The organism is Allobosea sp. 05T439, assembly GCF_056396005.1.
The window spans coordinates 60,584-82,688 of the sequence record NZ_JBFTKP010000015.1; the positions used below are offsets into that span (position 1 = coordinate 60,584).

The 22,105-nt window shown below is 63.7% G+C and carries 18 protein-coding genes; 5 read left to right on the forward strand and 13 right to left on the reverse strand.

The genetic code is table 11. The annotated features are described in order from the left end of the window. Nucleotides 1-78: 78 nt before the first annotated feature. The 5 genes from asnB to AC1DIO_RS18685 form a co-directional block, all read right to left on the reverse strand. Nucleotides 79-1,977, reverse strand: coding sequence for an asparagine synthase (glutamine-hydrolyzing) (gene asnB, locus AC1DIO_RS18665; RefSeq protein WP_476853864.1), 1,899 nt, complete (start codon nt 1,975-1,977; stop codon nt 79-81). Nucleotides 1,978-2,344: 367 nt separating this feature from the next. After that, entirely contained in the window at nt 2,345-4,195 is a 1,851-nt protein-coding gene (locus tag AC1DIO_RS18670) for an ABC transporter ATP-binding protein (protein ID WP_441488310.1), read from the reverse strand. A gap of 21 nt (nt 4,196-4,216) precedes the next feature. Continuing rightward, nucleotides 4,217-5,158 (reverse strand): ABC transporter permease, encoded by a 942-nt coding sequence (locus AC1DIO_RS18675; protein ID WP_113510930.1) that lies wholly within the window; start codon nt 5,156-5,158, stop codon nt 4,217-4,219. Continuing rightward, entirely contained in the window at nt 5,124-6,083 is a 960-nt protein-coding gene (locus tag AC1DIO_RS18680) for an ABC transporter permease (protein WP_476853865.1), read from the reverse strand. The genes AC1DIO_RS18675 and AC1DIO_RS18680 overlap by 35 nt, the downstream gene beginning before the upstream one ends. A 169-nt stretch (nt 6,084-6,252) precedes the next feature. Next, entirely contained in the window at nt 6,253-8,040 is a 1,788-nt protein-coding gene (locus AC1DIO_RS18685; RefSeq protein ID WP_476853866.1) for a peptide ABC transporter substrate-binding protein, read from the reverse strand. Between the two features lie 201 nt (nt 8,041-8,241). Here AC1DIO_RS18685 and AC1DIO_RS18690 point away from each other — a divergent pair, with 201 nt between their 5' ends. Continuing rightward, a complete protein-coding gene (locus AC1DIO_RS18690; RefSeq protein WP_476853867.1) occupies nt 8,242-9,660 on the forward strand; it encodes a M20 family metallopeptidase in 1,419 nt (472 codons plus the stop codon). A 90-nt stretch (nt 9,661-9,750) separates the two neighbouring features. Here the strand turns inward: AC1DIO_RS18690 and AC1DIO_RS18695 are convergent, their stop codons facing one another. The 6 genes from AC1DIO_RS18695 to AC1DIO_RS18720 are packed head-to-tail and all read right to left on the reverse strand — an operon-like array spanning nt 9,751 to nt 16,141. After that, nucleotides 9,751-10,626, reverse strand: a complete 876-nt coding sequence (locus AC1DIO_RS18695) for an alpha/beta hydrolase family protein (RefSeq protein ID WP_476853868.1) — start codon at nt 10,624-10,626, stop codon at nt 9,751-9,753. After that, nucleotides 10,623-11,630: an ABC transporter ATP-binding protein gene (locus tag AC1DIO_RS18700; RefSeq protein ID WP_441488306.1), complete on the reverse strand. Its 1,008-nt coding sequence runs from the start codon at nt 11,628-11,630 to the stop codon at nt 10,623-10,625. The genes AC1DIO_RS18695 and AC1DIO_RS18700 overlap by 4 nt, the downstream gene beginning before the upstream one ends. Further along, entirely contained in the window at nt 11,627-12,607 is a 981-nt protein-coding gene (locus AC1DIO_RS18705) for an ABC transporter ATP-binding protein (RefSeq protein WP_069879500.1), read from the reverse strand. Before AC1DIO_RS18705 ends, AC1DIO_RS18700 begins: the two co-directional genes overlap by 4 nt. Next, a complete protein-coding gene (locus AC1DIO_RS18710; RefSeq protein ID WP_069879499.1) occupies nt 12,604-13,512 on the reverse strand; it encodes an ABC transporter permease in 909 nt (302 codons plus the stop codon). The genes AC1DIO_RS18705 and AC1DIO_RS18710 overlap by 4 nt, the downstream gene beginning before the upstream one ends. Next, a complete protein-coding gene (locus AC1DIO_RS18715) occupies nt 13,509-14,486 on the reverse strand; it encodes an ABC transporter permease (RefSeq protein WP_441488305.1) in 978 nt (325 codons plus the stop codon). The genes AC1DIO_RS18710 and AC1DIO_RS18715 overlap by 4 nt, the downstream gene beginning before the upstream one ends. A 41-nt stretch (nt 14,487-14,527) precedes the next feature. Further along, nucleotides 14,528-16,141 carry an ABC transporter substrate-binding protein gene (locus tag AC1DIO_RS18720; protein ID WP_476853869.1) on the reverse strand — a complete coding sequence of 538 codons (1,614 nt, stop codon included), beginning with the start codon at nt 16,139-16,141 and terminating at the stop codon, nt 14,528-14,530. Between the two features lie 95 nt (nt 16,142-16,236). On the opposite strand from AC1DIO_RS18720, the gene AC1DIO_RS18725 reads away from it, so the two are divergent. Genes AC1DIO_RS18725 through AC1DIO_RS18735 form a run of 3 tightly spaced genes read left to right on the forward strand, consistent with a single transcriptional unit; the run spans nt 16,237 to nt 19,056 of the window. Beyond that, the gene (locus AC1DIO_RS18725; RefSeq protein ID WP_441488303.1) at nt 16,237-17,109 is read left to right on the forward strand and encodes a MurR/RpiR family transcriptional regulator; all 873 of its coding nucleotides are present in this window, start codon (nt 16,237-16,239) and stop codon (nt 17,107-17,109) included. 12 nt (nt 17,110-17,121) lie between these two features. After that, the gene (locus tag AC1DIO_RS18730) at nt 17,122-17,511 is read left to right on the forward strand and encodes a hypothetical protein (RefSeq protein WP_476853870.1); all 390 of its coding nucleotides are present in this window, start codon (nt 17,122-17,124) and stop codon (nt 17,509-17,511) included. Between the two features lie 45 nt (nt 17,512-17,556). Continuing rightward, complete coding sequence (locus AC1DIO_RS18735) at nt 17,557-19,056, forward strand: sensor histidine kinase (RefSeq protein ID WP_476853871.1); 1,500 nt, start codon at nt 17,557-17,559, stop codon at nt 19,054-19,056. A 16-nt stretch (nt 19,057-19,072) separates the two neighbouring features. On the opposite strand, the gene AC1DIO_RS18740 is transcribed toward AC1DIO_RS18735, so the two are convergent. After that, nucleotides 19,073-19,747: a response regulator gene (locus AC1DIO_RS18740; protein WP_441488301.1), complete on the reverse strand. Its 675-nt coding sequence runs from the start codon at nt 19,745-19,747 to the stop codon at nt 19,073-19,075. Between the two features lie 321 nt (nt 19,748-20,068). On the opposite strand from AC1DIO_RS18740, the gene AC1DIO_RS18745 reads away from it, so the two are divergent. Then, nucleotides 20,069-21,451 (forward strand): aminotransferase-like domain-containing protein, encoded by a 1,383-nt coding sequence (locus tag AC1DIO_RS18745; RefSeq protein WP_476833489.1) that lies wholly within the window; start codon nt 20,069-20,071, stop codon nt 21,449-21,451. Between the two features lie 53 nt (nt 21,452-21,504). On the opposite strand, the gene AC1DIO_RS18750 is transcribed toward AC1DIO_RS18745, so the two are convergent. Continuing rightward, on the reverse strand, nt 21,505-21,903 hold the full coding sequence (locus AC1DIO_RS18750) for a DUF983 domain-containing protein (protein WP_043238048.1): 399 nt from the start codon (nt 21,901-21,903) through the stop codon (nt 21,505-21,507). Nucleotides 21,904-22,105: the final 202 nt, after the last annotated feature.

Here is a 22,105-nt window from a genome sequence, read left to right on the forward strand (position 1 = left end):
AGGGGCACAAGCTACTGGCTGAACGCAGACGGCCTTTATCAGGAGTACCGCCAGTTGTCAGCATTGTGTGGACCCCCCTCAGAGGGTCGCGCCCGTGCGTTCCCCCCACAAGCCGAGATTCACGATGCGCCAAAGCGTGAAGTCGAGCGGACGATCGCCGTCCAGCATTTCCTTCGCTAGCGCCCGCACCCCTGTCGCATTCATCAGCCCGGGGTAGCGCGACAGTGTCTTCTCGATCCCGTCTTCAACCAGACCACGCAGTGGCCCCCGGAACCAGATTTGCTCCGGTGTCGCGAAACCGAGCTTGTCGCGCCGCTCGCGCACGGCTTCGGGCAGGATGCCTTTCATCCCCTGGCGCAGAACCCGCTTGGTGTCGCCACCGACGATCTTGTGGTCGTTGCCCAGAGCGAGGCTGAACTCGACCAGCGGATGATCGAGGAAAGGGACACGCGCCTCGATAGAATGCGCCATCGAGTTGCGGTCTTCCCAGTGGAGCAGCATGGCCAGATTGGAACCATAGGTCAGCGTCATGCACAGCGAGCGGAGGTCGGTGACGGCAGGCAGGCCGAGCTCATCCGTGGCGAGCTCAAGCGCCGTCCGCGGATTGCCCTTCTGTCGCAAGGTATCGGTGCCGAGCCAATCATGTTGCGTCAACGCCCGATGCTGCCGGCGCAGCAGGCCTGCTAGCCCCCGCGGTAGCAACGGAACGAGATGATTGCGAATCTGCTCGTAGATGGGGGTGCCGTGATAGCGGTTGCGCTCGATAATCGTCGTCAGCAACTGGCCGAATTGCCGTCGGCGCGTGAGGTCTGCCATGTAGTACGAGAAGCCACTGTGATACCCGGACAACTGCTCGTCAGCCCCTTGCCCGTCAAGCATGACCTTGACGCCGACGCGGCGGGCCTCCTCGAACACGCACCACTGCGCGAAGATCGAAGTTGAACCGAAGGGTTCATCCTGATGCCAGGTGATATCCGAGGCCCGCTGGAACACGTCGTCGGCCTTCGGAAAGATAAAATGCGGCTCAGTATGGGCATGCGCAACGACCGCGTCCATGAACGGCTTCTCATCGACACTCTTCTCAGCATAGCAGGCAGAAACCGTGTTGACCCTCGAACCGCCGGAACCGGAGCCCATCATGCCTGACATCAGACAGACGATCGCAGATGAATCGAGGCCGCCCGATAGGCACGATCCGACCGGAACATCAGACCGCAGATGAAGCTGCACTGAATCCGTCAGCAGTTCGCGGAAGCGCTCCGCGGCCTCGCTCTCCGAAATGGAAAGCTCGCCCGCCGATGCCGGATACCACCGCTGCAATTTGACGGTCACGGTGTCCGAGGCGCTCGCATCGATCATGGCGCACTCGCCGCCGCGCACCTGCGTCACGCCTTCGAACATCGTCTCAGCCGTGTGGTCGGCGATGCCGGAGGCAAGAAAATCGTGCACCCGCGCAATGTTCATGCGGCCGCTCAGCCCTGGCAGGCCGAGCAGCTGCTTGATTTCCGAGGCAAAAGCCGCACCGCGCGGCGTCGTGAACAGGTAGAGCGGCTTGATGCCGTAACGATCACGAGCAGCGAAGAGCGTCTTGTCACGCTCGTCCCATATCAGGAAGGAAAACATGCCACGTAGACGCGGCAAAGCGTCCTCGCCCCAGAGCATATAGGCACGCAACAACACCTCTGAATCCGATTCAGAGACGAAAGCCTCGCCTTTCGCCCGCATCTCTTCGCGCAGCTCGATATAGTTATAGATCTCGCCATTGAACACGAGCCAATAACGGCCCGACGGATCACACATCGGCTGCAATCCAGCATCCGTAACGTCGATGATCGCAAGCCGGCGATGCCCGAGCGCTACGGGGCCAACCCGGCTGGCAAAGGTCGTCCAGCCGCGACCGTCAGGACCACGATGTGCGACAATATCGATCCGTTGGGGGTCCGGCTCAAAGCCAATCGACCCGAAAATCCCACACATCAGCCAACCTCGTCGGTGCAGATCCGGCTACCGGATCCCCGCCAAAAACAACCATTCGTGATGGCTTATATTGATGGTGCCCCGATTGGTCGAGAGGAGCACTGCCTATGGCACGACGCGATGTTGACACGTCGGTGTTGAGCGGCGGGCTCTGGAACACGTCATTGCATCTGATGACCGAGGAACGCGCCTCGGTACGCAGACGCCGGCTGAACAACGCCTCCGCCCTCTCGCGATAAGTGCGCTTGTGGCGCGAAACAGTGGAGCCGGCGGGCAGAAACTGGTGCGGCCTATAGGCCCACTCGAACACTCAGATGGAGATATGCGGGGTGCTGCAACGCGCTGCACTCCCGCACATCGATGACTGTTACGCCACCTTCGCCACCACAGCCGGCTTTTCCCATTCCTCGCCCCAGATCATCACGGCGTGGCCGGGTGAGACCTCGCGGAACTGGCGGACCGGCGGGACGTAGTCGGGCGCACGCACCGGGCTCTTGATCTCGTCGTTCGAGACCGGGCGCTTCTCGAGGCGCCGTGCCGGATCCGGCACCGGCACTGCCGCAAGCAGCCGCTTCGTATAGGGGTGCTGCGGATTGCCGAAGATCGCCTCGCGCGGGCCGATCTCGACGATCTCGCCGAGATACATCACCGCCACCCGGTGGCTGACGCGCTCGACCACCGCCATGTCATGCGAGATGAAGAGATAGCCGAGCTTCATCCGCTCCTGCAGCTCGAGCATGAGGTTGATCACCTGCGCCTTGACCGAGACGTCGAGCGCCGAGACTGATTCATCCGCCACGATCAGCCGCGGCTCGACCGCGAGTGCGCGTGCAATGCAGATGCGCTGGCGCTGGCCGCCCGAGAACTCATGCGGGAAGCGGCTTGCCATATCGGGCTGAAGCCCGACGCGGCGCAGCAGCTCGGCGACCTTGTCGCGGGCCTCCGAGCGGGTCGCGAGCTTGTTGATCAGCAGCGGCTCGGCAATCGCCGCGCCGACATTCATGCGCGGATCGAGGCTGGCGAAGGGGTCCTGGAAGATCATCTGCATGCGCTTGCGCCGGTCGCGCAGGGTCCGCTGGTCGAGCTTCAGCACATCCTCGCCGTCAAGCAGCACCGAGCCGGAGAGCGGCTCGATCAGCCGCATCACCGAACGCCCCGTCGTCGACTTGCCGCAACCGGATTCGCCGACCAGCGCCAGCGTCTCGCCCGCCTGCAGGCTGAAGGAGACGTTCTCGACCGCATGGACCCGGCCCTTGACGCCGCCGAGCAGCCCCGCGCGGATTTCGAAACGGGTGGTGAGCCCGCTGACCTCGAGCACCGGCCGCTCAGCATGAGCCACGGTGTCGGAGGTCTCCGTCGGCACATCGGACAGGCCCGTCGCCCGATCGACGACCGGGAAGCGCATCGGCCGCTTGTGGCCGATCATCGAGCCCAGCTTCGGCACCGCCGAAAGCAACGACCGGGTATAGGGGTGCGTGGCGCGGGCGAAGATGTCCTCGGTGGCGCCGGTCTCCACCGCCTGGCCGTTATACATCACCACCGTGCGGTCGGCGATTTCGGCGACTACGCCCATGTCGTGGGTGATGAAGAGGACGGACATGCCCTCCTCGTCCTGCAGGCTCTTGATAAGCTCGAGGATCTGCGCCTGGATCGTCACGTCGAGCGCTGTCGTCGGCTCGTCCGCGATCAGGAGCTTCGGCTTGCAGGCCAAGGCCATCGCGATCATCACGCGCTGGCGCATGCCGCCGGAGAAGCGGTGCGGGTACTCGTTGAAGCGCGACTTCGCCGCCGGAATACGGACCTTCTCGAGCAGCCGGATCGTCTCGGCCTCGGCCGCACTGCGCGACAGGCCGCGGTGCAGGATCAACGCCTCGGCGATCTGGAAGCCGATGGTCAGCACCGGATTCAGGCTGGTCATCGGCTCCTGGAAGATCATCGCGACTTCATTGCCGCGAATATGGCGCATATCGGCATCGGGCAAGGTCAGCAGTTCCTTGCCGCCGAGCTTGATCGAACCTTCGATCTTGCTCGAGCCGGGCGGTGTCAGCCGCATGATCGAGAGCGCCGTCACGCTCTTGCCGGAGCCTGATTCACCAACGACGGCCACCGTTTCCTTCGGTCCGATATCGAAGGAGACGTCGCGGACCACGGAGCGCCACTGCCCCTCGACACGGAACGAGGTGGTCAGATGCGAAACGGAGAGAATGGGAGAGGTCATGCTGAAGCTTTCCAGTCTTTCCTAGATCACGCGGCGCGGGTCGAGCGCGTCGCGCAAGCCATCGCCAATGAAGTTGATCGAGAGAACGGTGAGGAAGATCGCGGCACCAGGGAACAAGGCCCAGTGCGGAGCGACATCGAGATGATCCTTGGCGTCGAACAGGATCCGCCCCCAGGTCGGGATGTCCGGCGGGAAGCCGAGACCAAGGAAGGACAGGGTCGATTCGGCGATGATCGCGGACGACACCTCGATGGTGCCGGCAACGATGACCGGTCCCATCGCGTTGGGCAGGATGTGGCTGACGACCTGCCGCCATTTCGTCGCGCCCGACGCACGCGCCGCCTCGACGAACTCCTTCTCGCGCAGCGAGAAGAACTGGGCCCGGACCAGGCGGGCGACAGGCATCCAGCGCAACCCGCCGATGACGACGACGATCAGGACGAAGACGCCGCCCTCAAGCCCGAAAACGGCCTTGAGCTGTTCGCGGAACAGATAGATCACCAGCAGCAGCAGCGGCAGCTGCGGCAGCGACAGGAAGAGGTCGGTGACCCACATCAGGAAGGAGTCGACATAGCCGCGCGACATGCCGGCGATCGCCCCGACGACGACGCCGACGAACGTGGCGACCACCATGGCGGCAAGACCGACTGCGAGCGAGATGCGCCCGCCATAGATCATCCGCGCCAGAATATCCTGGCCGAGATCGTCGGTGCCGAACGGATGGCTCCAGGACGGCGTCTGCAGCTGTGCCGCGAAGTCGATATCGTTGATCGCCACAGGCCAGAGCCATGGGCCAATGACGACGCCGAGCACAAGCAGGCCGAGCACGATCGTGCTGATCATTGCCAGGCGGTGTCGGCGGAAGCGGCGCCAGGTCTCGCGCGCTGGCGAGACCGACACGCTCCGCGCCGGCGAGCCGGAAGTCGGCTCAGCGGAAGGAGATACGAGGGTCGAGCCAGCCATAAAGGAGATCCGCAATGAGGTTGAAGAAAACGACGAGGCAGGCGAAGACGAAGGTCACCGCCATGACGACAGGGGTGTCGTTGGCGAGAATCGCCGTGATCAGCAGCGAGCCGATGCCGGGCACACGGAAAATCTGTTCCGTGACGATGGCGCCGCCGAAGACCGCCGGCATCTGCAGCGCGACCAGCGTGACGACCGGGATCAGCGCGTTGCGCGCCACATGCCGGATCGTCACCTTCGTCTCGCTGAGGCCCTTTGCCCGGGCGGTGGTGACATAGTCGAGCCTGACGACGTCGAGCACCGCGGAGCGCACATAGCGCGTATAGGAGGCTGCCTGAAAGAGACCGAGCACCAGGATCGGCATCAGCGCCTGCCGCATCATCTCCCAGTACCAGCGCCAGCCTGTCGCCGCGATATCGGAGCGATAGACGAAGGGCAGCCAGTCCAGCTTGATCGAGAACAGCAGGATGAAGAGCAGGCCGGTGAAGAAGGTCGGCAGCGAGAAACCGACGAAGGCGAGCGTGTTGGCGATCTGGTCGAAGACCGAATAAGGCCGCGTCGCGGCATAGATGCCGACCGGCAGCGCGATCGCAAGCGCCAGCAGCTGCGAGCTGCCAACGACGAAGAGCGTCGTCGGGACCCGCTGCAGGATGAGATCGTCGACATTGATTCGGCTGGCGAAGGAAAAGCCCCAGTCGCCCTGCACCATGGCCGTCAGCCAGCGCACATAGCGCACCATGATCGGATCATCGATCCCGAACTTCGCGCGCAACGCCATTCGGACTTCGGGAGGCACATTGGGATTGGTCGCGAGCTCCTCGAACGGGTCGCCAGGCGCCAGCGCAAGAACCGTAAACAGGATCAGGCTGATGCCTAGAAGGCTCGGAATGGCGATGAGCAATCGCCTTATGAGGTAACTCGCCATGTACAGGTCTCTGTCAGCGTGCGGATCGGGACCGTAAACCGGAACCGAAGGATGCAGGGAGCGACGAAGACGCCCCTGCGATGATCCGGCTCCGGCCGGTCAATGAACGGTCGGTACTCACCCTTAGCGAGAGCGCATTGCGCTTTCGCTAAGGGATTGGCCGCTTCTACTAGCTGCGATACCAGCTCGCCAGTCGCCAGACGTCACTGTCCCAGCCGCTGTATTTCGGCACCAGGTTGTTGGCCGCGGCGGCGACGCGCGTACGCGACAGAAGCGGCAGGATGACGTTGGCCTCGCAGAAGGCCTCATCGACCTTGATCAGCAGCGCGGCGCGCTTGGCTGGGTCGAGCTCTTTCTGCGCAGCCTTGTAGGCGTCGTCCGCTTCCTTGCTGGCGTAGCGCGAGACGTTGCGACCGAGCCACTTGTTCTCCTTGTTGGCGACCTCCCAGGAGGTGAACTGGTTGAGGAAGCGCTCCGGATCCGGCTGCGGCTGCGTCGTGGTGTACATCTCCATGTCGCAGTAGAGCTTGGTGTAGGTGTCGGGGTTGGCGACGTCAGAGGAGAAGAACACGGACGCGGTCACCGACTTCAGTTCGAGATCGATGCCGGCGCGCTGGCAGGCCTGCTTGATGATGGCCTGGGTCTTCTGGCGCGGCGCATTGATCGAGGTCTGGAAGACGTATTTCAGCTTCTTGCCATCCTTCTCGCGGATGCCGTCGGCGCCCTTCTTCCAGCCGGCGTCGTCGAGGACCTTGTTCGCCTTGTCGACGCTGAACTCGTATTTCAGCTTCTTCGATTTGAACATCTTCGGCTCGTTGACGAAGCTCGCCGTCGCGGTGCCGCCGCGGCCATAGATGAATTTCTGGATCGAGTCGCGGTCGATCAGCAGGTTGATCGCCTGGCGCACGGCCGGATCGCTGAGCGTCGGATGCTTGGTCTTGACGCTCGAACGCTCGCCATCGACCTCGGTCCACGGATCCGTCGTGTTGAGGATGATGAACTCGATATTGCCGCTAGGAACCGCCAGCACGCGCCCGCGCCCACCGGTTTCCATGCGCTTGAGGATCTCGTCCTCGACCAGCATGTTCCAGGCATAGTCGAACTCGCCGGTCTGCAGCACGGCGCGCGCCGCCGAGACTGCGTCGCCGCCGCCCTTGACCTCGATCGTGTCGAAATGCGGCTGGTTCTTGACGTGATAATCGGGGTTGCGCTCGCCGGTGACGATGTCACCTGGCTTGAAGTCGACGAACTTGTAGGGGCCGGTGCCGACGGGCTTCAGATTGGCCGGAGCCTCGCGCGACTTGGCCCCCTTGAACTCGCCGAAATGGTGCTTCGGGATGATCAGGCCGGCGACGCCGACGAAGGCATCGGCCCAGAACGGCGTTGCCTCGGCGAAAATGACCTTGACGGAGTGGTCGTCGACCTTCTCGACCTTGATGTCCTTGTAGGAGCCGGTGGTGTAGGCGGCGGTGGCCGGATCGGCAGCATATTCCCAGTTGAAGACGACGTCATCGGCCGTGAACGGCTTGCCGTCATGCCATTTGACGCCCTGCTTCAGTTTCCACGTCACCGACTTGCCGTCGGCCGAGAGACCGCCATTCTCCTTGGAAGGGACTTCGGCAGCGAGGCACGGAATGAGATTGCCTTCGGCATCCCAGCCGGCGAGCGGTTCATAGAAGACGCGCGAGGCCTCCTGGTCCTTGGTGCCAGAGGCGAAATGCGGGTTCAGCAGGGTCGGCGCCTGCCAGAGCAGGATCTTCAGCGGCCCGCCGCCACCGGCCTTGGTCGGCTTGTAATCGTCGACCGGCTGCGCCATCGCGACGCCGTTCCAGGCCAGCATCTGGGTTGCGATCGGTGCGCTCAGTCCCAGCGCCACCATCTTCTGCACGAAGGAGCGCCGCGACAGGCCACCTTCCTTCACATCCGCGATCAAACCTCGCAGGCCGTGTTCGTTCATACATACCCTCCGCCAATCGGCAACCGACAAAACTCCGGAGGTCTTGCGCCCCCTGCTTTTCCCTCAAGCTGCTCCCAGCAAGGCATGTGCCAAAGAGCGCGTCAACCATGCAGCGCAGCGCCTTGCAGTCCCGCTTGGAACTGACTGGACGAGACTCTCCTGGCTTGCTCAAATGCGGAAACACTTAGAAGCGAGATAAAAATGGACAATCGAAACGACCTCTGGCGCCAGGTTGACGCAAGCAAGGAGCGCTTCATCGCGCTGAGCGAACGGGTCTGGGGCATGCCCGAGGTCTGCTATACCGAACAGCGCTCCGTGGCCGAACATGTCGCCGAGCTCCGCCACCAGGGCTTTCGAATCACCGAGAACGTTGCCGACATCCCGACGGCCGTCATCGGCGAGGCCGGAGAAGGCGGCCCGGTCATCGCCTTCCTCGGCGAATATGACGCACTCCCCGGCCTCAGCCAGGAGGCGGGTGTTGCCACGCACCAGCCGCTCGAGGATGGCGGCCATGGTCATGGCTGTGGGCATAACCTGCTCGGCTCCGCCGCACTGCTCGCCGCCACCGCGATGAAGAACTGGCTGGCCGAGAACAAGATCCCGGGGCGCGTGCGCTACTATGGCTGCCCTGCTGAGGAAGGCGGCGCAGCCAAGGCCTTCATGGTTCGCTCGGGTGCCTTCGACGACGCCGATGTTGCGATTTCCTGGCACCCGTCGAGCTTCTGGGAAGTCACCCCTCCCCTCTCGCTCGCCAATACGCGTGCCGATTTCATCTTCACCGGCCGCGCCGCCCATGCTGCGGCCTCGCCCCATCTCGGCCGCAGCGCGCTCGACGCCGTCGAGTTGATGAGTGTCGGCGTCAACTATATGCGCGAGCACATGCCAAGCGACGCGCGCGTGCACTACGCGCTGCTGGATACGGGCGGCATCGCCCCCAACGTCGTGCAGGCGCATGCGCGCGTCCGCTACTCGATTCGCGCGCGCGATTTGCCCGGCATGCTCGAGCTCGTCGAACGCGTCCGCAAGATCGCCGAGGGCGCGGCATTGATGACCGAAACCAAGATGGAGATGCGCATCATCAGCGCCGTCTCGAACGTCGTCGGCAACACCCCGCTCGAGAAGGCGATGCACGACATTCTCGAGGAGCTCGGCGCTCCGCATTTCGACGAGACCGACCGCGCCTTCGCCCGGGATATCCGCTCGACGCTCTCGCCTCAGGAGATCGCGTCCTCCTGGCGCTCGATCGGCCTGCCTGAGACCGAGGCTCCGCTTGCCGATTTCGTCGTCCCGCTCGACGCGCCGCGCAATCCGATGATCGGCTCGACGGATGTCGGCGACGTCAGCTGGGTCGTGCCGACGGTTCAGGCTCACGCGCCAACCGTCGCGATCGGCACGCCTTTCCACACCTGGCAGGTGGTGGCGCAGGGCAAAAGCCCGGCCGCGCACAAGGCCATGGTCCAGGTTGCCAAGGCGATGGCAGCGGCCGGAGCCGCCGTGCTCTCGGACCCTGCCCTGATGGCTGCGGCAAAGGCCGACCTGAAGACCCGCGTCGGCAAGGATGGCTATGTCTCGCCACTGCCGGGGGAAGTGCAGCCGCCGCTGAACATGTCGCGCGGCTGAGACATAAAACAATCCCCAGCCGCCACTGGCGGCTGGGGACAGCTTTCGGTTTCAATTCGCCGCGGCAGCACGCCGCGACGAACGATGACCTCAGAGGACCGGAGCGGCCTGCTGGCCCAGTTCCTCGGCTGAGGGAATACGGCCGTCCTCGAACCAGTAGGCCGCTGCGGCACGCGACATCGCCGCGCCGTCATGGCCGATTCCGTTCACCGTGATCAGCTGCCAGTTGCAGGGCAGCCCGAGCCGGGCCGCCTCGCGCTTGGCGAAGTCGAGCATGAAGTGGGCCCGGCCGTAGCGATGCGGCCCCTGAGCCAGCGCCTCGGCCTGCGATGGCAGGTTCGGATCGGCGGTGGCGATGTCCTGGTCACCGGCGAAAATGATCATCGGATAGGCAAGCCAACGCGCCAGCGCCGCTTGATCCAGCCCGAGCTCACCGAGGCCTTCCGGGAAACTCCTGTCAAGGCAAGGCAATGTGTACCAGCCCGGATTGGAGGCCATCGCCGCCTCGAAGGGTTCCGAGCCTTGCGTCACCAGCATCCGATGGACGAACTGACCGCCGGCCGAATGGCCGAAGATGCGGATCACCGGACGGTCGATGACGCCACCGGCACGCAGCGCCTCGAGCACACGCTGCGGCACGGAATAGAGCCAGGTGTCGCGTGCAGCGATCGCGCCGCCGGCCCCGAGAACGAGCCCGTTATTATAGCCTTCGGCCTGCGGATAATGCTCGTTGGAGAAGGTCGGGGCGACGATCAGGAGGCCGTGCTTCTCCGCAGCATCGATCCAGAAATCGCGGTACTCGTCGCCATTGCGCAGCATGCCGTGCTGCACGACCACTACCGGGTCGTTCGGCTTGTGGCCGGCGGGACGATAGATATTGACCTCGAGCGGCCTGTCGGGATGAAAGCGATCGACGAAAGGCAGAGTGCTGCGGCCGATAGCGGGCGTAAGCGAAGCGGTGGTCATGCGGTCTCCGGGGCCTTGTGCAAATGGCAGGCGGCGCTGCGGCCGGGCGCGATCTCGGTCAGCTTTGGCCGGACCTCACGGCAAACGGGCATCGCGAGCTCGCAGCGCGGGTGGAACGGGCAGCCTGGCGGCGGTGCGAGTGGCGACGGCAACTCGCCCTTCAATGGCTGGAAATCACGCTTGCGCCCGGCCGCCGACGGGATCGCCTTGATCAGGGCCGCGCTATAGGGATGCGCCGGCTCGGCGAAGATGGCAGTGGCAGATCCGATCTCGACGATCCGGCCGAGATACATGATCGCGACCCGGTCGCTGATATGGCGCACCAGCCCAAGATCATGGCTGACGAAGAGATAAGTCAGCCCGTGCCGCTCCCGCACATCCATGAACAGGTTGATGACCTGGGCCTGGATGGACACGTCGAGCGCCGACACCGGTTCGTCGCAGACCAGGAAGTCAGGCTTCACCGCGAGCGCGCGGGCAATGCCGATACGCTGGCGCTGGCCGCCCGAGAACTGGTGCGGATAACGCTCCCGATAGGCGAGATCGAGCCCAACTTCGGTCAGCGCCTGATCGACAGCGGCCTCGATCTCAGCCTTCGGCAGCAGCTTATGGACGCTCAGCGCCTCGCCGACGATCCGGCTGACCTTCATGCGTGGATCAAGCGAGGCGTAGGGGTCCTGGAAGATCATCTGGACCTTGAGCAGGAACTCGAGCCGGTCCTTGCCCTTGAGCCCGGCCACCGGCTTCTGTTCGTAGATGACCTCGCCCGTGCTCGGCTTAAGGATGCCGGTGGCGACACGCGCCAGGGTCGACTTGCCGCAGCCGGACTCACCGACGAGCCCGAGGACTTCACCGCGCTTGACGCTGAGATCGACGCCGTCGACAGCTCGCAGCGCCGGCGGCGCCTTCCCGCGACCGGTCGCCATCAGGATGCGTTCCGCCAGGGTGGGGCTGCGGCGGAAGTGCTTGGTCACACCCTTCAGTTCGAAGACGGGCGCACTCATGCTGCCTCTCCCTGCGGAACCGGGTTATGGCAACGGAAGCTGCGTTCGGCGGTCCCGGTCGGCGTCGGATCCTGCTCCGCGCAGATCGGCTGGACCCGGTTGCAGCGGGGGCGGAATGGGCAGCCGCTCGGGCGCCCATCGATCCGCGGCGCGACGCCGTCGATCTGGTTCAGGCGCTCACCCGGCTCGACCATCGCGGCCGAGGAATTCAGCAGACCAAGCGTATAGGGATGCCGCGGCTGGTCGAGCACGGAGTCGACCGGACCGATCTCGACGACCCGGCCGGCATACATCACGGCGACCCGGTCCGCGAGCTCGGCGACGACCGCGAGATCATGGGTGATCCACAGCACCGCCGTACCGGTTTCACGGCTGAGCTTCTGGACCTCGAACAGGATCTGGCTCTGGATCGTGACGTCGAGCGCCGTGGTCGGCTCGTCGGCGATGATCAGGTCGGGTGCATTCAGCAGTGCGGTCGCGATCGCGACACGCTGGCGCATGCCGCCCGAGAACTCATGCGGGAACTGCTTGAGGCGTGCCTCCGGCGAGGAGATGCCGACACGTGCCAGTGCCTTGGCCGCCTCGCTCAGCGCTTCCGCGCGGCTGCACTGGCGATGCTCCAGGATCGCCTCGCTCATCTGCTCGCCGATGCTGAGCACCGGGTTCAGCGTCATCAGCGGATCCTGGAAGATCATGGCGATGCGATCGCCGCGCAGCTTGCGCAGCCGCTCTTCGGACGCCTCGCGAAGGTTCTCGCCGGCGAAGGTGATCTCGCCCGCAACGATCTCGCCCGGCGGATCGATGAGCTGGACCAGCGAGAAACCGGTCACCGACTTGCCGGAACCGGATTCTCCGACCAGCCCGAGCACCTCGCCGCGCGCGACGCTGAGATCGACGCCATCGACGGCCGGCCAGGCGCCATCGAGCGCGTGGAAGACGGTCCTGAGTCCCCGGACCTCTAGAAGCGGAGCACTCATGAGCGCACGTTGAAGCTGCGGCGCAGGCGGTCGCCGACAAGATTGAGCGACATGATGAGCAGCACCAGCGCGATGCCGGGGAATACTGCGATCCAGTATTCGCCGGAGAGGAGGAATTCGAAGCCGTTGGCGATCAGCAGTCCGAGCGAAGGCTGCGTCACGGGCACGCCGACGCCGAGGAAGGACAGGGTCGCCTCCAGCGTAATTGCGCTCGCAATGCTGATCGAGGCCACCACGAGCACCGAGCCGACCGAGTTCGGCAGGAGATGGGCCAGCATGATATGTCGGGTCGGCAGACCGAAATTCAGCGCCGCCTCGATATATTCCTTGCGACGCTCGACCAGGGCGGCGGCACGCATCAATCGTGCATATTGCGCCCATTGCACCAGCACGATCGCAAAGATCACCTTGTCGACGCCACGGCCGATCGAGGCGAGCAGCACGAGCGCGATCAGGATCGAGGGAAAGCCGAGCATGAAGTCGACGACGCGCATGATCACGGCATCGACCGCGCCGCCGAACTGAGCTGCGAGCAGGCCGGCGGTAATGCCGATGACGAGCGCGCCCGCGGTCGCCGTGAGACCAACCATCAGGCTGGTCCGAAGCCCGTAGAGGATCGCGCTCAGCATGTCGCGACCCTGGGCATCGCTACCAAGCCAGTAGGTGATGCCGGTCATGCCGCTGTCTCCCGGAGCCAGCCGGTTGTCCATCACGCTCAACGAGGCGAGGTCGTGCGGGTTCTGCGGCGCGATGACGGGAGCAAGTACGGCGAGCAGGACAAGGATACCGAGCAGGATCGCGGCGCCGCGCGTCGTCGGCCGGTTCCGGATCCGGCGCAACACCTTCTCGCGCAGGGGCGTATCGGCATAGGCCGGCACGACTGGAGCTTTCGCCGGCGCGCTCATGCCATGTCTCCGGTCAGCTTCACGCGCGGATCGAGCGCGGCATAGAGAATATCGACGAGGAAGTTCACCGTGACGAAGAGCAGCGTCGCCAGCAGCACATAGGCGACGACCACCGGCCGATCGAGCTGGTAGATCGAATCGATCAGGAGCTTGCCCATGCCGGGCCAGGCGAAGACCGTCTCAGTGATGGTGGAGAAGGCGACGAGGCTGCCGAACTCGATGCCGACCACCGTCACGACCGGGATCAGGATGTTGCGCAGCACGTGCCGACCGACGATCCGCTTGCGGCGCACGCCCTTGGCACGGGCATATTTCACATAGTCCTGCGTCATCGTCTCGGTCGTGCCGGCCGCGACGAGGCGGATCATCAGTGCCGTATTAGGGATGGCGAGGTTGAGCGCCGGCAGGATCAGATGCTGCAGCCCGTCCAGCGTGAGCAGGCTGGTCTGTACGCCGAGCACGGAGACGGTCTCGCCGCGGCCGGCCGTCGGCAGCCAGCCAAGCACGACCGCAAAGAGCAGGATCAGCATCATCCCCTTCCAGAAATTCGGAAGGGAATAGCCGAGCACGGTACTCGCCATGATGATCCGTGACGGCCGGCTGTCAGGATCGAGTCCCGCGAACAGCCCGAGTGGCACACCGACCGTGACGGCCAGCGTCATCGCCAGCAGCACCAGTTCGAAGGTCGCGGGCAGACGGGCGAGGATCAGTTCGATCGCGGGCACGCCATGCACGAAGGAGCGCCCGAGATCGCCCTTCAGGGCATTGCCCATGAAGGTGAAATATTGCTGCCAGACTGGCAGGTCGAGGCCGAGCCGCTTGATCAGGGCCGCGCGCTCGGCGGCACTGACCTGTGGCGAGACCAGGAGCTCGATCGGGTCTCCGATGCCATAGACGGCGAAGAAAACCACGACCGAGACCGCGAGCAGAACGATGACGCTCTGGATCAGCCGCTGCAAAACATAGGCGGTCATTGCGTTTGATCGACTCTGCTACGCTTACTGGATGACTGGACTTACTTGGCGACCGGCTTCACCGACATCGCCAGCATGAACTGGTCGGCGCGGCCGGTGACGCTCAGGTCGGACTTGAACGCCCAGATGCCGCTTTCGAAGTGCAGCGGGATGAACGCACCGTCTGCGAGCACCAGCTTGCCGGCTTCCTGCAGCAATTCGGCCCGCTTGGCATCGTCGAGCGTCGTCACGGCAGTGCGGATCACCTTGTCGAACGCGTCGTTCTTGTAACCGCCATAGTTCGAGCCGCCGAGGGTCTTCTCGTCGTTCGGGGTCGGCGGCCACTGACGCAGGAAGGACGCAGCCTCACCGGTGCCGGAACCCCAGCCGCCGAGCGCAACGCTGAATTCCTTCTTGGCGCGGCGCGGGAAATAGATCGCGCGCGTCATCGCATCGACCTCGGTCTTGATGCCGATCTGGGTCAGGTACTGCGCGACAGCCTGGGTGATCTGGCTGTCATTGATATAGCGGTCATTGGTCGAGGACAGCGTCAGCTGGAAGCCCTTGGCATAGCCTGCCTCGGCCATCAGCTTCTTGGCGGCAGCCGGGTCATAGGCCAGCTTCGGCGGGTTCGGCAGCGTGCCGAACATACCGGTCGGCAGGAACTGGTAGGCCGGCTCTGCCGCACCGTCCATGATCCGCTTGACGATCGCGTCACGATCGATAGCGAGCGACATCGCCTTCCGGACGCGGGGGTCCTTGAGCGGGTTCTTGCCGTCTTCGGACTTGACGAAGGGGCTCTGGTCGCGGGCCACGTCGAGCTGAAAATACATCACGCGGGTCGAGGGCGTGACGACATGGCCAAAGCGCTTGTCACCCTTGATGCGGCCAAGGTCGCGCGCCGCGGGATTCTCGATGACGTCGTAGTCACCGGCAAGCAGCCCGGCCAGGCGCGGACCGGCATTGGTCACCGGCAGCAGGCGCACGGTCGCCCAAGGCTCCGCCTTGCCCCAGTAGCTCGGGTTGCGCTCGAGCTCGATCGACGAACCGCGAACATAGGACTTCAGCTTGTAGGGGCCCGTGCCGATGGCGAGGCTGCCGTCATTGAAACCGCTCACGGCCGGCCAGGCGCCGGTCACGCCGCAGTTCTTGGGAACGTCATAGCTGATGGGGCCATGCTCGACGATCGAAGCCGAGAGAATGCTGAGGCTCGAAAGCAGGTTCGGCATCAGCGGTTCGGGGTTGATCGTGTTGATGATCAGCGTGTGGGCGTCGGGCGCCTCGACCGAGGCGAAGTTCCCGGTGATATCGGCGAAGGAATCGGAGACCTTGGTCTCGTTCTTCAGCGTGCGGCAGAACGTGAAGACCACGTCTTCCGCAGTGAAGGGCTTGCCGTTCGAGAAGGTCACGCCCTGGCGCAGCTTGAAGGTCCAGCGGTTCTTGCCGTCATTCTCCCAGGAATTGGCGAGGCTGGGATGGAGCTTCTGCTTCTCGTCCTGACGCACGAGCGAGTCGAAGATGTGCTGGGCCAGCGCATTGTTCGGCGTGAGATCATGGTAATGCGGATCGACAGCTGTCGGTTCCGAAGCCAGCGCGATGCGCAGGGTCTGGGCCCAGGCCGGCGCGGCGCCAAGGCAGGTTCCGGCCAAAGCCGCAACCATTAAGGATTTACGCATGGTCATCTCCGCTCCCAATGTGAACCATTTTGACAGCTTCATTTTCGTTGGGTAGCAAACATGAAAATATTCGAACGTCAATCGGGTGGAGACGCATGTCCCAAGGCTTGAAGCCGACGACCGATCTCTCGAACCGGATCGCCCGGGTCTACCCGTCCTTGAGCAACGGGCATCGGCGTGCGGCCGATTTCGTGCTGCAGCACCCACTCGACGTCGCCACCATGACGATCGAAGGACTGGCTGAAGGCAGCGGGACCTCCAACGCCACCGTCACGCGCTTCGTCCGCGCTCTTGGCTATGGAAACTATGCCGAATTCCGTGCAGCCCTCTCCTCGGCCCTGAAATTCGCGCTCGATCCGGTCGACAGTTTTGCAGGCGCACGCTCGGCCGCGGGCTCGACCTTCGCCACCTTTGTTGACGCCCTTTCCGACCAGTCGGCCAATCTGCAGGCCGCGCGGGACGCCCTCGACGAGGCGACCACGACACGGGCGATCGAGGCGCTGCTCAAGGCGCGCCGCGTCTTCATCGCCGCGTCGGGGGCGAGCCATCATGTCGCATCTTTCCTTGAGGACGGGCTCGCGCTCTATCTCGACGCCGACGTGACCTTCGCGTCCTCACGCGCTGGCCCTGAACGAGCCATTCGCCACATGCTCTCGGCCAGGCCGGACGACCTCGTCGTCGCGATCTCAGTGCCGCGCTATTCGCGCACCACGCTCGACCTCGCCTCCTTCGCGAAGAAGCGGGGGTCGACTTTGCTTGCGCTGACGGACGGCCCCACCTCCCCACTCGCCAACATCGCCGACATCACGCTCTTCGCCCCGGCCCGGAATCGGCTTCTGCCAAATTCGCCGACTGCGATCTTCGCGCTGGCGGACGCCCTGATTACGGCGATCGCCCGCGAGCGACCTGACGCAGTCGAAGCACTGAAGGGCTTGAGCGAAAGCCTGCTCTGGACATTTCACCACTGAGGTGAGCTTGCCATGCCCCCCCGTCAACAGACGGGGTGTAGCAACAAACCCGTGTACCGGCGCCGATCATGGCGCTTCGCGCTACTGAAGGAGCGTCGCAAGACGAATTCAACTGAAGCGAGAGCGATTCAGGCTCTTGCACAGCAGCGCGATGACAGTGCCCCCGCTCTATCGGGTTATGTCACGGTGTATCCGCCGACTTGTCGACAGGTAACCAAGGCAAGAGTCGAACCCGAAGAGGTCGTTCATGGCGCAGGATTTCTGCGCTATTTTGAAAACTATCTGATTCAAAATCTTAAAATTTACGAAGAATTCTCGTCTATCGGCAGAACATTGGCCTTGGCGCAAGAGTGCACAAATTGCTATTCTTCCAATCTGGAATACGCGGAAGACACGGCCTAGCACCGAGACGATCGCGCACTGGATCGAAGCCACGATGGATTGTGGATGAACGACCGGGTGAATGACAAGTACGCAGGCGCTTCCCAGGCGCAGGGCGGAGGAACTGACACGACGGGTGGGGACGGAAAGAAGTGGCGCTGGCCCACCGCATTCCGCAACGCAATCCTGCAACGCTGGAACGCCCTGACCCTCGAACGCCAGTTCCTCCTCACCGCCGCCTTGGCCGTCGGCCTGTCCATGGCTGCTCTCGGCTATTGGGTCGAGAGCCGGATTCGCTCCGGCTGGATTCAAGGCATGGCGGAAACGGGAGCGCTCTATCTCGAGGGATTTCTGGCACCCCATGTGCAGGGGCTGGATGCCTCGAACACATTACCGCAGGAAAGCCGTGAGAAGATCGAGGCCCTGCTGGTTAATACCAGCCTCGGCCGCCACGTCGCGATCATCAAGTTATGGGACCTCAACGGGAACCTGATCTTCAGCACGAGCAAGGTCGTGTCTCACGGGAAGCTGCCGGCGGGCGACATCAAGCGGATCATGGCAGGCAACGTCGTCGTCGACACCGATCTCGACGATGACGGCGATGAGCTCAGGGCTCTGAAGTTAAAGCCAAAGCTGATCGAGATCTATGCGCCGATCTACAGGGAGAAGACCAGGGACATCATCGCGATCGGAGAATTCTACGAGTTCAGCCAGTTCATGAACCGAGAGATCTCCAGCGTCCGATACGCGACATGGTTCCTCATCGCGAATGTCGCCATCGTCATCGTCATCCTGCTACATGTCATCGTCAAACGCGCGAGCCGGATCATCAGTAGCCAGCAGGCTCTTCTCGAGCAGAACCTGGCGCGGGCTGAAGCCCTGGCGAAGCGGAACAATGCGCTCAGGCGGGCAGCGGACCGGGCCAGGCTCAACGCCACCGTTCTCAACGAGACCTATCTTGCCAGCATTGGCGCCGACATCCACGACGGGCCCATCCAACTCCTCAGCCTGATGATGCTGAAGCTGCCCTCTGCAGCAGATCGGGCGAGCGGGACCGTGGCGCCCGCAGCCCATGCTCACGGCGAACTCGAACCCCTGATCCAGCAGGTCCTCTCGGATCTGCGCAACCTGTCGTCAGGGCTGGCACTGCCCGAGGCGGAGAATCTCTCTCTCGCGGAGACCATCCATCTGGCCATTACCCGCCATGAGCAGCAGACAGGCACACATGTGCTTCGCAACATCGCCGAACTGCCCGCACAGGTTCCCGTCGCCATCCGCTTCTGTTCTTACCGGGTCGTGCAGGAGGCGTTGACCAACGCCTATAAACACGCCGGGGGGCGGGGGCAGAAGGTCGAAGCCCGCATTGGCGACGACATGCTCGAGATCTGCGTGTCGGACAGTGGCAGCACCTTGCCCGTCCAGCACCGTGACACGACACTCGCTGGTGGCGGCCTCGGGGTGCGGGGCATGGACAGCCGCATCAAGGCATTGCGAGGCCAACTCACAGTGAGTCGGCTGCCTACAGGTGGAACCGAAGTGCGCGCCACGCTGCCCATGCGATCCTGACGGCGCGATCCCGCCCCTACCGAGGCCTCGCCGGATCACGCGTATCAGATGCCGGAGGAACGAGCCTTTGCGCCGCGATCACAACCTCGAGACGATTCCTGGCATTCAGCTTGTGCATGAGATTGGTCATATAGCCCTTGATAGTCTTCTCGCTCAGCGAGAGGGCCCGGGCGATCTCTCGATTCTGCTTCCCGCACAGGAGAAGCCTCACGATCTGGTCCTCCCGCACACTCAGCCTGGTGCTCTGCGCCGCCCTCTTCTCCAGCGCCTTGCTTTGCAGCGCACCGATCACCTTGGTGGCGAAAGCAGGCGTGATATAGATCTCGCCTCGCCGCGCCGCCTCAATCGCGTCGAAGAGATCATCGGCGGGACTGCCCTTGAGGACGTACCCGCTGGCGCCGGCGTCGAGCGCCTGAATGGCATGGTCGGTACTGGTCGATGCGGTGAACACCACCATTTTCATGTGAGGCGCAGCCTTGGATGCGTCCGAAATCGCCTGGAAGGCATCGCCCGCCATGTTCAGATCGACAATCATCGCGTCAGGCTGGTGAGTTTCCGTGATCGTGGTGATGTGATCAGCAGCGGAACCGGTCGCAACGAGCGAGAATCCACCTTTGCGTTGCAGCAGTGCAACGATCCCTTCGGTCAGAAGCGGGTGGTCGTCTACAACCGCAATCGATATGCCATCCATCGCTGACCTCCCCCAATTCTATGCCGCGACGCTGAGAGCATGCTGGCTCATTTACAGCCTCGTGTAAATGACTTGGTGAACGAAGGGTTAACTTATGTTGTCTTCGCGCCAAACGCTCGCCCAGGAACCGCCGTATGGCTAGATCTTGCACGAATACCTGGTGATTAATGTGATCCAGGTCACAGACCGCACCCGGATTGCGTTGATCGTTCAGTCAAATGGATCAACCCCGCGCCTCGGCATTCCCATTGGCTTGCCGCCATCGTCTCGTGTATCGTATGCAGACATTATCATACAATGCATGGAACCCGGAGAGCCGGCATGGCGCGGAGCGACGAGACAATGCAGTGGATCCGCCAGCTCGATCCATCTGCAGGCCCGCGTTACCTCCAGATCGTCGAACTGATTGCCGAGGCCGTCGCGAACGGCACCCTGCGCCCTGGCGACAGACTCCCACCGCAGCGGCAACTCGCCAAACTTGTTGACGTCGATCTGACGACGGTTACTCGCGCCTATGCAGAGGCAAGACATCGCAATCTGCTCGATGCGGTAACCGGGCGCGGCTCCTTCATCTCGACGCGGAAGGAACAATCGGGTCCGCTCATCGACCTGAGCATGAACATTCCCCCGCCCCCGAAAGGCATACGCCTTGCTGAATTGATGCAGCGCGGTCTCACAGAGGTCCTGTCGCGATCGAGTGCCGATTTGCTGATGACCTATCATGTCGGAGCGGGTTCGCTGGCGGACCGGGCGGCCGGCTGTGCCTGGCTTGAGCCCGTTCTCGGACGGATCGAACCCGCCAGATTGCTCGTCGCCCCCGGCGCGCAGCCGGCGCTCGTGGCACTGGCCAGCCTGCTCGCAAAACCGCGCGAGGCCATCCTGGTCGAGGCCCTCGCCTATCCCGGCCTGCTTGCAGCGGTGAGGCTGGCGGGGCTACGGCCTGTCCCCGTCGCGACGGACGAAGAGGGTCTTCTGCCGGGCGCCCTGGAGCGGGCCATTGATGAATCCGGCGCAAAACTGCTCTGCGTGACGCCGACGATCCAGAATCCGACCACGGCGACGATGCAGCCTGCACGACGCGATGAGATCGTGCGGATCGCGCGGGCAAAACACCTGAGGATCATCGAAGACGATCCTTACAGCCTGCTCGCCGGCGATGCTCCGCCACCGCTGGTCGCCCTCGCTCCGGAGCGGACCTATCATGTCGCGACCCTGTCGAAGGTCCTGACCCCGGGGCTGCGTACCGCCTTCGTCGTCCTGCCACCGGACGAGAACCGTGACGCGCTCGTCGCGATCCTGCGAAGCATTGCACTCATGCCGCCCCCGCTGATGACGGCTCTTGCAACCCATTGGATCCGGATCGGCGCCGCTGGCGACCTGCTCGACGGGGTGCGCCGCGAGGCTGCGGCGCGCCAGGAGCTGGCCCGCTCCATCCTGCCGGCCTCGGCCCGGCATCATCCGAACGGCCTGCATATCTGGCAGCCGCTGCCAGCGCATTGGGATCGTTACCGCCTGGTCGAGGCAGTCCGTCAGGAAGGCCTCGGGGTCACGCCATCGGATGCATTCAGCGTCGAAGGCGAGGCCCCGGACGCGGTCAGGATTTCTCTGGGCGGCGTGCCGGAACGCGGCCGCCTCGCCCATGCCCTGAAGGCGCTGGCCGCAATCATGGGCAATGAGCGCTCGCAGCATCAGGGGATCGTCTGACGAGACCAGGAGCGCGCAGGCACGGCCTCCTCAACGCGCTCCGTTCCTCGGGGTCAGGCCGGCGTCTTCTCACCCTTGGGGCGAGCCAGCCGACCTTCCTCAGCCTTGTGGAAGAACTGTGCTGCGACGAGCCAGCCCTTCAACGGCTGCAGCGGCGGGATGCAGGTCAGCAGGATCAACGGCAAGGTGGTGACGAGATGAACCCAGGCCGGCGGCTCATAGGCCATTTCGAGCCAGAGCGGGAACACCACGGCCGGAATGCAGACAAACATCATTACGAAGAAGGCCGGCCCGTCGGCAGGGTCAGCAAAGGAATAGTCGAGACCGCAGACCTCGCATTTCGGCCGCAGCTTCAGAAAGCCCTCGAACAGGTGCCCCTGTCCGCAACGCGGACACCGTCCGCGCAGGCCGGTCTGGGCAGGCGAGAGGGGTGGCCATTCTTGGTCGGACACGGGAACAACTCCTTGAAGCCAGCTCTGAGCGGCCAACGTCGCCCACTAAATGGCAACAGAGACGTACAATGTCAAGATTGTACGCATACACAGATGGAAAGCGACGGGCCAATCCTCGCGACAGACACATCGCGCCGCCAACAGGCTTCTGCCGCGCGATGGAGCAAGTCTAGAGGCGTTGAAGTCGCGGGTACGGCGCGAG